This is a genomic window from Pseudanabaena sp. BC1403 (assembly GCF_002914585.1).
GTDB lineage: Bacteria > Cyanobacteriota > Cyanobacteriia > Pseudanabaenales > Pseudanabaenaceae > Pseudanabaena.
In genome coordinates, this window is sequence record NZ_PDDM01000004.1 from 67,736 (window position 1) to 81,682 (window position 13,947).

Annotated in this window: 9 protein-coding genes; 6 read left to right on the forward strand and 3 right to left on the reverse strand. The window is 44.0% G+C overall.

Annotation, left to right across the window (positions count from 1 at the left end):
- The first annotated feature begins 16 nt into the window (after positions 1-16).
- The 5 genes from CQ839_RS05280 to purL all read left to right on the forward strand — a co-directional run bounded on the left by CQ839_RS05280 (position 17) and on the right by purL (position 9,235).
- A complete protein-coding gene (locus tag CQ839_RS05280) occupies positions 17-2,332 on the forward strand; it encodes a methyl-accepting chemotaxis protein (protein WP_103667234.1) in 2,316 nt (771 codons plus the stop codon).
- Between the two features lie 64 nt (positions 2,333-2,396).
- Positions 2,397-5,312, forward strand: coding sequence for a hybrid sensor histidine kinase/response regulator (locus CQ839_RS05285; RefSeq protein WP_103667235.1), 2,916 nt, complete (start codon positions 2,397-2,399; stop codon positions 5,310-5,312).
- 48 nt (positions 5,313-5,360) lie between these two features.
- A complete protein-coding gene (locus CQ839_RS05290; RefSeq protein WP_103667236.1) occupies positions 5,361-5,876 on the forward strand; it encodes a chemotaxis protein CheW in 516 nt (171 codons plus the stop codon).
- 130 nt (positions 5,877-6,006) lie between these two features.
- Positions 6,007-6,774 (forward strand): Uma2 family endonuclease, encoded by a 768-nt coding sequence (locus CQ839_RS05295; protein WP_103667237.1) that lies wholly within the window; start codon positions 6,007-6,009, stop codon positions 6,772-6,774.
- A gap of 148 nt (positions 6,775-6,922) precedes the next feature.
- Positions 6,923-9,235: a phosphoribosylformylglycinamidine synthase subunit PurL gene (gene purL, locus CQ839_RS05300; RefSeq protein WP_103667395.1), complete on the forward strand. Its 2,313-nt coding sequence runs from the start codon at positions 6,923-6,925 to the stop codon at positions 9,233-9,235.
- Between the two features lie 150 nt (positions 9,236-9,385).
- Here purL and CQ839_RS05305 read toward each other — a convergent pair whose 3' ends face one another.
- Complete coding sequence (locus CQ839_RS05305) at positions 9,386-10,426, reverse strand: glucokinase (RefSeq protein ID WP_103667238.1); 1,041 nt, start codon at positions 10,424-10,426, stop codon at positions 9,386-9,388.
- Between the two features lie 62 nt (positions 10,427-10,488).
- Entirely contained in the window at positions 10,489-11,169 is a 681-nt protein-coding gene (locus CQ839_RS05310; RefSeq protein ID WP_103667239.1) for a HEAT repeat domain-containing protein, read from the reverse strand.
- Positions 11,170-11,616: 447 nt separating this feature from the next.
- On the opposite strand from CQ839_RS05310, the gene CQ839_RS05315 reads away from it, so the two are divergent.
- Positions 11,617-13,251, forward strand: coding sequence for an iron uptake porin (locus tag CQ839_RS05315; protein WP_103667240.1), 1,635 nt, complete (start codon positions 11,617-11,619; stop codon positions 13,249-13,251).
- Between the two features lie 153 nt (positions 13,252-13,404).
- Here the strand turns inward: CQ839_RS05315 and CQ839_RS05320 are convergent, their stop codons facing one another.
- Positions 13,405-13,821 (reverse strand): hypothetical protein, encoded by a 417-nt coding sequence (locus tag CQ839_RS05320; RefSeq protein WP_258040632.1) that lies wholly within the window; start codon positions 13,819-13,821, stop codon positions 13,405-13,407.
- Positions 13,822-13,947 lie beyond the last annotated feature (126 nt).

The following is a 13,947-nucleotide window of genomic DNA, read 5'->3' on the forward strand; positions in this document are numbered from 1 at the left end:
AACGGAGCTTTAAATCATGGTTCTCGATTCACGTTCTCGCATTGATAGCTCTGATGCAATCAATAGCAATGATACATCTTCTAATAATGGAATAAGCAATGAGTCGGTGGGTATAGTGGATTCATCTATATCTATACCTGTGGCTCCAGCAGCTAAAAAGAATTTCAGTGGAAACTGGTGGAATTCTCTAGGTTTGCAGACAAAGACCACAGTTGTATCTATTGCTGCGATAACAATTCCTTTGATTGCCTTGGGTGGATTTGCTTACTTCTATGTTGGACAAAAAATTACTGACACTGTCAAACAACAACAAGCTGATACTGCCAATGCATTGGTTTATCGGGTTGCCTATTTCATGCGAGATCGATATGCAGATATTCAAGTTCTTGCCAAACTTTCATTCTTAACCAATTCAAAGATACGAGAAGCTATCCCAATATCTGAACAGAAAGATATTTTAGATGCCTATATCAAGAGCTATCTGATCTATGACAGTATCGCTGTGTACCGATTGGATGGTTCTCTGATGCTTGATGTGAGCCCAGAACCACCACCCGCTAATATTTCTAAACGATCTTATTTTCAAACGGTTCTGTCAACTGACAAGCCATACATCAGTCAGCCTGAACCTTCTGTCGTCAGCAAGAAAGTAAGTTTCTTTATTGCTGCGCCAGTTAAAGATGCAGTCACAGGTAAAACTATTGCTGTGATTCGGACAAGAACGCAGGCATCTGAGCTTGAAAAAATTATTAAGGACTTTGGTTTGGGTAACGGGCAGTACCACTTATCTGAATCCGATGGTTCGTTCTTTATCGCCAAAGAAGAGGGGAAAGTTGGTCGTCAGCTAAAAACCGATTTTCCTGCACTAGCTTCTATCATTGCAAAGCGTGAAATTGATGTGGCAACTTCTGTTGACGGCTTTTCTAATAAAGAACAATTTGTCGGTTATGCACCATTGCCAAAATTGGACGGGCTACCAGATCTGAAGTGGGAAGCGATAATGACAATTGATACTAACGTTGCACTTCAACCTGTACAACAGTTGCTTTTAATCTTGATAGCAGCAACAGGTGTGGTAGGGATATTGGCTGCGGCATTGGCGATCTTGATCGCCCGACGCGCCACAAAGCCTCTAATCGATGCAACTGATGCGGTAGTCAAACTTGGGAAAGGTAATCTTGAGACTCGCCTCACCGTAAAAGGTGAAGATGAGATGGCGCAGTTGGGCGACAACATCAACTTGATGGCGGGTCAGTTGCAAGAATTCATTTCGCTCCAAGAAGAGCAAACTCGACAATCTGCTGAATTAGCAGAAAAAGAACGTCAGCGGAGTGAGTTAATTCAGCGAGAGTTAATTACACTACTATCTGATGTTGAGGGTGCGGTGAGTGGAGACTTGACCGTTCGCGCTCAAATCTCGGAGGGGGAAATTGGTATCGTTGCCGACTTTTTTAATGCGATCGTGGAAAGTTTGCGGGACATTGTATCGCAAGTAAAAACTGCCACTTTGCAGGTAAACTCCTCAGTAAATACCAACAATGAATCGATTCGCAACCTAGCTAGTGAATCAACCCTACAAGCCGAACAACTTGATGATGCGCTGCAATCTGTAGAAGAGATGACTGATTCGATTCAACAGGTGGCAAGTGATGCTAAGGAAGCATCTGATGCCTCCAACTTAGCAGCAACTACAGCAGAAACTGGTAGTATCGCGATCGAGCAGTCAGCAACCAGTATCCTGCAATTGCGTCAAACCGTTGCTGAAACCACCAAAAAGGTAAAACGTCTCGGTGAAGCATCTCAACAGATTTCTAAAGTTGTCGTTCTAATTGACCAGATTGCGCTAAAAACAAACATGTTGGCGGTGAACGCCAGTATTGAGGCGGCGCGTGCGGGTGAAGAAGGTCGAGGCTTTGCGGTAGTTGCGGAAGAAGTTGGCGCACTTGCTGCCCAGTCAGCAACGGCAACCAAAGAAATTGCACGGATTGTCGAAAGCATCCAACAAGAAACTAGCGAAGTAGTCGAATCAATGGAAGCAAGTACATTGCAGGTTGTTGAAGGTACGAACAAGGTCGAAGATGCACGGAAGAGTTTGAGTCAGATTGTGGATGTGGCGAGGAAGGTAAACGAACTCTTCCAAGGCATTTCGATCGCAACAACTTCGCAGGTAAAAACTTCTCAGTCAGTGAAGCTGGTTATGGAAAATCTCTCTACCCAGTCTCAAAGGTCTTCAGCTACTTCCCGTGAAGTATCAATCGCCCTCCAAGAGACGGCGGACGTTGCTAGTAAGTTACAAGCTTCAGTGGAAACCTTTAAGGTTGATGCGGCATAAAGTTTTTGAGACCTGTGATTTGCGCAGGTCTCAAAAATAATTTTAAAAATTAGTAGAGGTCGATATGGCAACTAATACATTAAGCGATCGCGAATGGGAAATTCGATTGCTATTCCTTGATGAAGTTAAAGACTTTTTGTCGGATATTGAGACAGAAATCATTGGCTTAAGCGATCACGGGTTGCAGCGATCGGCCCTCGATAAGATTTTACGGGCAGCTCACTCGATGAAAGGTGGTGCAGGGATGATGGGCTTTATGGCTCTAAGTGAACTCGCTCACCAATTAGAAGACTTTTTTAAGATTTTACAAACTGGTAACAAAAAGGCGACTCCTGAGGTCGAAAGCCTATTCTTTAGTGCGATCGATAACATGAGGAAAACGGCTAGTATTCATAAGCAGCGAAAAACTCCTGATGATGCTTGGTTGCAAGAATTTGCCAATCCTCCTTTCAAACATTTGCGCACAATTTTAGGCGAACTAACGGCTCAAGATGAAGCGAATATCCTCTCTGAAGAATCAGGTGAGGATATTCGGGTAATCATGTTTTCGACGGAAGTAGATGCTTCTTTGGAGCGGTTGACTGCTGTCCTAGCTGATCCCACATCTAATGTACTGCGGGAAGAGTTTGAACTTACCAGTCAAGAATTTGGTTGTTTGGGAGAAATACTCGAACTTCCTGCATTTAGCTGTCTTTGTGCAGAAATTAGCACTGCCTTAGCATCAAAAAAACATAATCTTCACGAAGTGACAACGGCGGCTCTGGAAGCTTGGCGACGATCTCAAGCCCTTGTTTTGGTTGGTCAGTTTCAGGCTTTACCTGAACATTTTGATGTCGCCCTCTTTTTAGATTCAGATGCAGGATCTCTCAATTCTTCTAGCATAGTAGAGGCTAACGCAAAATTATTAGATAGTGTCTTTTTGCATGAAGAACAAATAATTGGTCTGGAAAAATCTGCGCTAGATCTAGAGGATATTCAAGATTCAGGCAATGATGATGATACTGTAGGCAATGACCTTGCTAAACCTGACGAAAATCTAGATGCTACGATTCGTGTTCCTCTCCGACAGCTAGAGGCACTTAGCGATCGCTTCGGTGAGTTGAATGCTGAGCGTAGCGGACTACGTATGCAGCTAAAACGAATGCGAGATCTGGTGCAACTTTTAAATACACGAATGCATGGCTTAGAGCAATCTAATTCTCAATTAAGAGATGCATATGATCGAGTGGCGACCTCCTCTGAGTCACTCCTTCCTGTAAATGCAGTAATCGCATCCGAAACGCCTGCCAGTATTAAAGGTGATCGTTTTACCAGTCAAGATCCAAATAAAGAAGTGTTTCTCCCCTATGCTAGTCGATTTGATCTACTAGAAATGGATTCCTATAGTGAGTTACATATACTATCGCGGGAAATTATGGATAGTGTTGTGCAGTTACAAGAAGTTTCCAGCGATTTGGACACAGCTTTAACTGATACGGAGGGTACTGAGCGTGAGTTGGGACGTGCATCGCGACAAATGCAGACTGCGATCGAGCAAGCGAGAATGCGAATGCTCAGTGAGGTTTTAGGTCGATTCCCCCGTTTGCTAAGAGACTTGTCATTGACACATGGCAAACAGGTTGAACTTGTCGTGCGTGGTAGTTCAACTTTAGTTGAACGATCGGTTTTAGAAGTTTTAGAAGATCCGCTTTTGCATCTGATTCGTAATGCCTTTGATCATGGCATTGAAACGCCAGAAGCGCGTATTGCTGCTGGTAAGCCACCAAAAGGAAAGATCGAAATTGCCGCAGGTTATCGTGGTAACCAAACCGTAATAACCGTCAGCGATGATGGCAATGGTGTTGATTTTGCCAAACTACGCGATCGCGCTTTGCAGATGGGATTAAGCGAGAGTGATCTTGATGGCTCTAGTGAAACTGAACTATTAGAGTTGATTTTTGAAGCAGGATTTAGTACCGCCGATCGCGTGACTGAGCTTTCAGGTCGTGGCGTTGGTATGGACGTGGTGCGCTCAAATTTGAATATGATTGGTGGCAGCGTCCGTGTCGAAACAGAAGCTCAACAGGGGACAACTTTTGTCTTGACAGTGCCAGTATCTCTCTCAATTGCCCGAGTACTTCTATTTGAAAGCAATGGTTTACAGATGGCAATTCTCACTAGTGCGGTTGAAGAAATCCTCTTAATTAAGGATGCTCCGATCTATACTGTTGCTAACCAAGAGGTGTTAGATTGGGAAGGCTATTCTGTGCCTTTGTTGAAATTAGGCGATCGCCTTCACTTCTCGCGTCCTCAATCTCAAGTTGAAACTGAAAATCGCCCGATTGTAGACGAACCTTTAATGCTAGTTGTGACACGCAATAACGTTCCCTTCGGATTGCAAGTGGATCGCTATTGGGGTGAACAGGAAGTAACCATTCGTGGTTTGCAAAGCCCGATCCCAATGCCGACTGGGTTTATGGGTTGCGCTATTTTAGGTGGTGGGAAGCTTGTGCCACTGGTGGATATTGACAACTTACTCACTTGGTCAATTGCTGATATTGATGTACCTCCCAGCAAAACACTCACCTTACCATCAGAGCGAAGAGATCGGCGCGTTACCGTGCTTGTCGTTGACGATTCGATTAACGTACGCAGGTTCTTAGCGATGACCCTAGAAAAATCTGGCTATCGGGTTGAACAAGCTAAAGATGGGTTGGAAGCAATGGAGAAGTTGCGGAAATTGCAAACATTACCTAAAGATTCCAAAGTCAGTGCGGTGATCTGCGATATCGAAATGCCCAGACTAGATGGATTTGGCTTCTTAGTCCAATCTCGTGGAGATGATGATTGCAAAAATATTCCTGTGATGATGCTCACGTCTCGAAGTGGCGCAAAACATCGAGATTTAGCAATGCGTCTGGGAGCTTCCGCGTATTTCTCAAAGCCATTTAAAGATAATGAGCTCCTACAAACGTTATCTCAGCTTATACATTCAAAATGAGCATTGCCTACCCTACTTGGATGATTACCAATTACCAGTTACCAAATTATGCCAGCCATTTCTTCTCTGCGATCGCAACGACTTTCAGAACTTCGTGCTGATATTGGAAAGCAATATGTTGCTTTTCGCTTACGTCTTGCTTGGTTTATTCTGCCAATTGAATCGATCTATCGCGTAATTCCGCTTGAGAAACATATTCCTAAGATTACCCTTGTAGGACAAAATGTGCTGCTAATCGATCTTGGGAAAATACTATTTGGTCAAACTAAAGTACAAGTAAGTAATATTCCTCAGCTAGTTGTCAATGGAGCGATCGTATCTTCAAAGCCATCATTGATTATTGTTTGCAATCAAAATAAAGATTTAATTGGCATACTCAGTAATTCTCAACCTGCGCTTCAAAAAGTTTCTCAAGATCTAATTGTCCCGCTTCCTCCAACCTATAGCGAACGATGGAAAGTTGACTTTATCAGCTCCATGACTCTTCCTTCTAAGGATCTCCCTGCTTTATTTGCAATTAATAGCGATCGCCTTATTTCAACTGTCTTACAAAAGAACAATTAATCCAAATTCTTTTTGTCTTTAAGGGCTTTGAATACTCACAATGGCAACGCCATTGTGAGTATTAGTATTATTGCTATACTGGACTCCAGTTAAAGTAAATCACTGCAACTTTTTTGTTGAGATCAATTTTATGATTCTCCAAATACCATCCACCAAAACCGAGCCAACAATTACTTGGGAATCTTTGCCCACCGATTTTGTTTTACCTGACGATCCTGTGGAGAATATTCAACAACCAACCCTTGCGGCGGCGCTTACCGATGCGTTAGGAGCAGCAAGCCTCATCCAATCAGAAATGCTCATTGGCTCTAACTTCGGACTAGTTGCCACGATAAATAACAAAGCCGTTGTCAAAGCTCCTGATTGGTTTTATGTATCCAAAGTTTATCCTGTTACAAAGGGAACCGTCCGTCGCAGTTATACTCAAAATCTGGAAGGTGAGCCTGTTAGCATTGTTATGGAGTTTCTATCTGAGTCAGAATGTGGTGAATTCTCGGTAAGATCGACTCCTCCTTATGGCAAGCTTTATTTCTATCAATACATTCTACAAGTACCGACTTATGTCATCTATGACCCTTATGAGCCCAGTTTGGAAGTGCGCTGTTTAGAAAATGGGAAATATAATATACAGGAGCTGAATTCCCAAGGGCAAGTATGGATTCCAGAGCTAGAATTATTTTTAGGAATTTGGTCTGGAGAAAGATTAGGACAGTCTATGAATTGGTTGCGTTGGTGGGATCGCTCAGGTAACTTGCTGCTATGGAGTGCAGAACAGTCAGAACAAGAGCACCTTCGTGCTGAGCAAGAGCGCCTTCGCGCTGAGCAAGAGCGCCTTCGCGCTGATAAGTTAGCTGCTAAGTTACGTGAACTTGGTATTGATCCTGATGCTTTAACTTAGATTTAATGCTGTTGCGATCGCTATACAACCCATAAAAATAGGAGTAGTGCATCGCGCTACTCCTATTTTTATGTCGAAAATTAAGTTTGACTAGTAAAATCGATATTGACCGCCCAAGATTTGTCGCACGTTAACTATGACCGCAAATATCATTACCAAATTTTCTCCAGCCGAAATCAAGTCTGAAGGCTTGACCCTTGATGAGTATCAGATGATTTGCGATCGCCTTGGTCGTGAACCCAACAAAGCCGAATTGGGGATGTTTGGCGTGATGTGGTCAGAGCATTGCTGCTACAAAAATTCGCGCCCGTTACTTAAACAATTTCCGACCACAGGCGATCGCATTCTCGTGGGACCTGGAGAAAATGCAGGCGTAGTCAAGATTACCGATGATATTGCCATCAGTTTTAAAATCGAAAGCCATAACCGTCCCTCGGCAGTTGAACCTTACCAAGGTGCTGCTACAGGTGTAGGCGGTATTTTGCGCGATATTTTTACGATGGGAGCGCGTCCCGTCGCGATTTTGAATTCATTGCGTTTTGGCGAACTTTCTGATCCTTGGGTACGTAGTCGCGTCAATGGCATCGTTAATGGTATTGCTGGTTATGGCAATTGTATCGGCGTTCCAACTGTTGGTGGCGAAGTTTATTTTGATAAAGCTTATAACCGTAATCCTCTCGTCAATGCGATGGCGATCGGGATTATGGAAACCAAGGAAATCGTCAAATCGGGAGCTTCAGGCACTGGTAATCCTGTGATCTATGTTGGCTCCACCACAGGGCGTGATGGCATGAAGGGAGCAAGTTTTGCTAGTGCCGAGATCTCCGACAAATCTGAGCAAAGCCGTTCGGCAGTACAAGTGGGTGATCCATTCCTTGAGAAATCTTTAGTAGAAGCTTGTTTGGAGGCTTTTAAAACAGGCGCAGTAGTTGCAGCGCAAGATATGGGTGCGGCGGGTTTGACCTGTTCCACTTCCGAAATGGCAGCAAAAGGTGGCGTTGGTGTCGTCCTCGATTTGGACAAGATTCCTGCGCGGGAGACGGGAATGACTCCCTACGAATACCTGCTCTCTGAATCGCAGGAACGGATGCTCTTTGTCGCCCATAAGGGAAGGGAAGCCGAACTCATTGAAATTTTTGAGCGTTGGGGACTTCATGCAGTTGTTGCTGGTGAAGTTCTTGCCGAGCCAATTGTGCGAATTCTTTGGCATGGTGAAGTTGCTGCGGAGATTCCTGCGACAGCGTTGGCAGATAATACACCGATTTATCATCGTCAGTTAGCTGATACGCCTGATTATGCGAAGAAAGCTTGGGCTTGGGATGAGAAAGCTGCGATCGCCTCTTTTCCCCCTATTAATCCCAATGATGCGCTTTTGCAATTACTCGATACGCCTGCGATCGCATCCAAAGCATGGGTCTATCGCCAATACGATCACCAAGTGCAGAATAATACGGTCATCTTTCCTGGGGGAGCTGATGCGGCGGTGATTCGTTTGCGTAGTCAAGGCTTTGGTGTTGGCGAACTAGGAACGGCGGCATCTCAAATTGATTCTCTTGTCGGTGTCGCTGCCACTGTCGATTGCAATGCCCGTTATGTCTACCTCGATCCTTATGAAGGCGCAAAACTTGCCGTTGCAGAAGCGGCGCGGAACCTCTCTTGCGTTGGTTCTGAGCCGCTATCAGTAACAGACAACTTGAACTTTGGTAGTCCAGAAAATGCGATCGGTTATTGGCAACTGCACGAAGCCTGTCGTGGAATTGCCGATGCTTGTCGTGAGTTGTCAACTCCTGTAACTGGCGGGAATGTATCCCTCTACAACGAAACCATTGATGCTGAAGGTAATTCCCAACCGATTTATCCTACACCTGTAATCGGTATGGTGGGCTTAGTGGAAGATGTGACCAAGGTTTGCGGTCAGGGTTGGCAATCCGTTGGTGATGCGATTTATCTACTTGGTAGCGATCGCTCTAGTCTGGCTGCTTCTGAATATCTCGCCTCAGTTATTGGTGAAGTCACAGGTCGCCCTCAACCTGTAGATTTTGAACTAGAGCGCCAAGTGCAATTTGCTTGTCGTCAAGGCATCGCTCAAGGTTTAGTGCAGTCAGCCCATGATTGTTCTGAAGGTGGTCTTGCCGTCGCGATCGCAGAATCATGCATTTCTGGCAAACTCACAGCGCAGATTCAGTTAGCCAATGCTGATAACAGTCACCTTACACAAGTCCTCTTTGGTGAAGGCGCAAGTAGAATAGTTGTGTCTGTGAAACAAGGCGATCGCACTGCATGGGAAACCTATCTCACCAGTCAACTGGGCAATAGTTGGCAACATATCGGTACGGTAAGTGATGCAGATAGTGATTTGGGGATTAGGGTTGGAGGAGAGAAGGCGATCGCAGTATCTCTATCTCTAATCACCAAAAACTTTAATGAGGCAATTCCAAAACGGATGGGACATACTTTATAAAACGCAAAAAGAAAAATCGATCGCGAATCGGTCGATTTTTCTTTTTGCGTTCCTTATTACGGTTTTCAAATGAATGCAGTACAGAAAGTAGGGGCAATTCATGAATTGCCCCTACTTTTTTGTGCCATACTCAACTGAAAACTGCAATAGCTACCTAGCAGCAAAAAGCATGGCTCCAATTAGTCCAACTTCAGGATTAAGCACAATATGAATCGGAATGTCGTCTAACACGGGGCTGATTCGACCCTTACTTTTTAAAATCTGCAAAAATGTTCCATCCTGAAGCAAAGGCAATATTTTGGGAGCAATGCCGCCCGCAATATACAAGCCACCATTAGGAATTAATTTCAAAGCTAAATTTCCCACTTCGGCTGCATAAGCCGCCACAAACATTTGCATCGTTTGTGTGGCTATGTGATCAAGATTAGTTTCGCTATTAATTCCCAAATTTGTTAACGCCGCATTGGCGATCGCCGCCGCCACATCAACATTAAGATCACCTGCTTCCCATAGCTTTACTTTCTCAGCTAGTTCTGCTGATTCTGGAGAGGTTTGCCGATCGCGCAAAAACTGATAAATTGCCACAATTCCAGTCCCCGAAGCTACTCTCTCCACCGATACGCGATCGTGACGCTTTTGCAAATATTGCAATAATTCGATTTCCAGAGCATTTCTGGGCGCAAAGTCTGTATGTCCGCCCTCAGTCGGGTAAACCTCATAGCGATCGCCATTCCACCCTAGATATGCTTCACCTAAACCTGTGCCCGCTCCAATAACTCCAATCGGCGATCGCTCTACCACACGCCCATCTTGTAAAGTATGCAAATCGTGGGGCTGTAATCCTAAAACTCCATAGCCCACTGCTACAAAATCATTGATCAAGCTTACGTTGGCAATATTGAACTCTTCGGCAAGGCGATCGCTATCAAATGACCAACCGAGGTTAGTTAATTGCGATCGGCGATCGCGCACTGGGCCAGCAATCCCAAAACAAGCTGCTGATAACGATGGCAATTCACCTAAATTTATCTTGGCAGTTTCGATAAACTCGCGCAAAACATCAGAGAAACTAGCATAATTAGCACCAGCAAAGCGCTGCTCGTATAAAACTGTAAGCTCATCAGAATTTTTTTCGGCAAAACGCAAAAGAGTCTTTGTGCCGCCAATATCACCAGCCAAAATCATCGTCATTATTATTTCCTTACCTAATCATCAAAGAAAGTATCTAAGGATCTGTTTTGCCGATCTTTATACTAGTTGGTCGTAAGTCGATCGATCGCATATTGAGCCGCCGCCGATACCTGAGGATGAGCATCTTTAACGAGATAATTCAGAGCTGATAGACTTTTATCACATCTCAAATGTCCTAAAGCTTCAGCCAAACGTTGTCTGGTTAGCCAATCATCAGACTGAGCAAACCGCAAAATTTGATCGACACATCGCAAATCACCCACTTCACCCAAAGCTGCGATCGCTGCTTGATGCAACATCGTTTCTTCACTATCTAGGGCTTGAATGAGGGCATCGTAGGCACGCACATCGCCGAGATTTCCTAGCGACACTGCTGCGCTAAAACGGACAAGCCACTCAGTATCCTCATAAAAAGCGCGTAACAATGGCTCCACAGCGCGATTATCCTGAAGATACCCCATTGCCCCAGCCGCATCAGCGCGAATCCCATAATCATTCTCAGTTTCTAGAATTCTTGCTAAAACTGGAAAGCAGTCCTCTGTATGCTTCAAACCTAGAGCAAATACCGCCATTGATCTAATCTGTAAGTTCTCATCATCAATTACTTTTAAAATTAGCGGTACAGCCTCATCGGGCGTTAAATCTCGTAAGGACACTAAAGCACGAAGGCGATCGCGAGAATTGTCACTGTCTAGTTGTCGAGCAATATTGCTTAAATCTGGGTTTTGATTGGCAAAAGACATAAAAAGCACATGTTAAAACTCTAAGTATAGCGATCGCTTATTTGTTTGAAACAATCTGAATCTAGAGAGCAGCAATTCATCTCAACTATCATCTTTAGTTTTGGTAATAGTAAAATTTTGCCGATTCAAATTACGCCGAGGTCTTTAACTAAAAGATGCTAACATCACAAAAATTGCTATTTAATGAATATCTTATTCTCAAGATAACCCGATCGGAGGACAAAATATTCAAACTAGGTATGCTATGATACATCACAATTAAGGTTTGATGTAGCTAAAATCTAGCAACATTCGTAATAGTAGTCAGTTATCTTAGATTTAATCTGTTATTATAGATTTACTAAAGTTAACTTAGATTATGTCGAAAGCACTAAGGGTTGAAAAATCCTAGCTAATTACACAAATCAACGCAAACTTAAAAATTTAACTCTCGTGAGGAGTGGAATAATGAAAAAAGTATCTTTGAATCTAGCTGGCAGCCTAAGTCTATTAGGTGTTATTGGTGCAGTCGCCGCAACCCCTGCATTTGCTGAAACGACTACAAATGTTTCACAAGTTAGCCAAGCTATGAGCAGCGATCCAGTTGCTCAAAACGTAACTTCAGTATCTCAACTTAGCGATGTTAAGCCAACTGACTGGGCTTTCACCGCACTCCAATCCTTGGTAGAGCGCTACGGTTGTATCGCTGGCTATCCTGACAGTACTTTCCGTGGTAGACAAGCAACCAGCCGCTATGAATTTGCCGCAGGTTTGAATGCTTGTTTAGACAAGATTAACGAAATCATTTCCGCAGGTTTGGCTGACAAGGTTAGCAAAGAAGACCTCGCTACCTTGCAAAAGCTTCAAGAAGAGTTTGCTGCTGAACTAGCAACCCTTCGTGGTCGTGTCGATGCTCTTGACGCTAAAGTCGCTAAGCTCGAAGCTCAACAGTTCTCCACCACTACCAAGCTTTCTGGCGAAGCAATCATGTCCGTCCAAGGTGCTAGTGGTAATTCGGGAACTACAACCAGCACAAATGTTTTCGTATCTAGCCGCGTTCGTCTAGACCTCAACACCAGCTTCACAGGCAGCGACTTGTTGAAGACCAGACTAGAAGTTGGTAATGGCGGAACAACTAATATTCCTGGAGTATTTGGTGCTGGTACAACTACTGGAACTACTGGTGTTGCTAGCAATATCGGCTTCCAAACTTATGGTCAAGACTATACAGGTCTAAGCTCAACCTTTACACTTGCCAAATTGCGTTACGACTTCAACCTTGGTGATGCGCGCATCTCTATTGGACCTGTAATGCACGCTTACGATCACATTGATACCAACTCATTTGCTAACAACGAAGCTGTTGATTTTGCTTCTACCTTCTTCATCAACAATCCTTTGATGGTTTTGGTGAATGGTCAAACAGGTGGAGCTGGTGCAGCCTTTGACTGGAATCTTGGCAAGAGCGCTTTCACAATTCGTGGTCTTTATCTAGCAGGTAATGCAAGTAGCCCTACAGCTACAGGTGGAGCTACTGGTGTAAACCGTGGTTTATTTGGTGATGCTTACCAAGCAACTGGTGAATTGGAATTTGCTCCTAAGAATGCCGCTGGTGAAAAACCTTTTGCCATCAAGCTTCAATACACCAACGGTGCTGTAAACAATGCCAACATTAACGCTGGCGGCGTAAACGTTGAGTGGAAGTTTGCTAAGGGTATTGCTATCTTTGGTCGCTACGGATTTGGTACAATTGACAACCGTGGTGTTGGTGCTACTACTGCTGGTTATACAGCTGGACTATTCACTGGTACTGGTGGTATCCCAACTACAGCAGGCAACTTGAGCCCTCAAACTTGGATGGCTGGTTTTGCTTTCCCTGATCTTTTCAAGGAAGGCGCAATGGCTGGTGTCGCAGTTGGTCAACCTTTTATCGATAGAAGCGTTGGCAACTCAAGCCAAACCAACTTGGAATTGTTCTACAACTTCCCAGTTACCAGCAACATCCGCATCACTCCTGATGTTCAGTTTATCTTCAATCCTAATAACAACAGCACTAACAGCACCATCTTCGTTGGTACTCTAAGAACTGTATTCTCGTTCTAATCTCCAAAAAAACATGTGTTGCAAAGCAACACATGTTTTTTATAAAAATAAGGCTAGCGCATTGCGCTAGCCTTATTTTTTATTTACTGATGTTACGTAGAACGTAGATGATAGACTTTCGCGATCGCAGAAAGTCCTTCCATGTAACATCAGTTATTTGATGCCAATTAGTGATTTTGCCATCGGAAAATAGGTTGCCCATATTTTGGGATCGGGACGGCTTGCCCAGTCGCGACGGGAAACAATCAATTGCAAGATAATGGCAGCTTGATCTTGGTTTAGATTTTGAGCTGTAACTTTGACCGATACATCAGAGACAAGTACATCACGGTCAAATGTCCGTTGAGCCGCCGATCGCGCTAGTATTTCAGCTTTACGTGTCATCACCGTAAACCCCTCATCTTGATTCACTAGCAGCCGAATATCGACCTCACGCCGTTCAGCAACCGCGCTACTTGCGATCGCCATAGTTGATAAAGTCGCGATCGCAGAAATAAGTAAGTAGTTAGTTAATCTACGAAATGGCGGAGCCATTGAAAAAGTCGGAGAAACATGCGATTTGTTTTTCATAGTCATCTTCGCCAGAAACTCACAAAAAAAAATATAGAAAAATCGCCAAGATATTAGCAAAAAACTGGGAAAGATGTGTGCTATTGTCTGCTAACAAATTTGGCTTTAGAGTGTAGCTCATTTAAG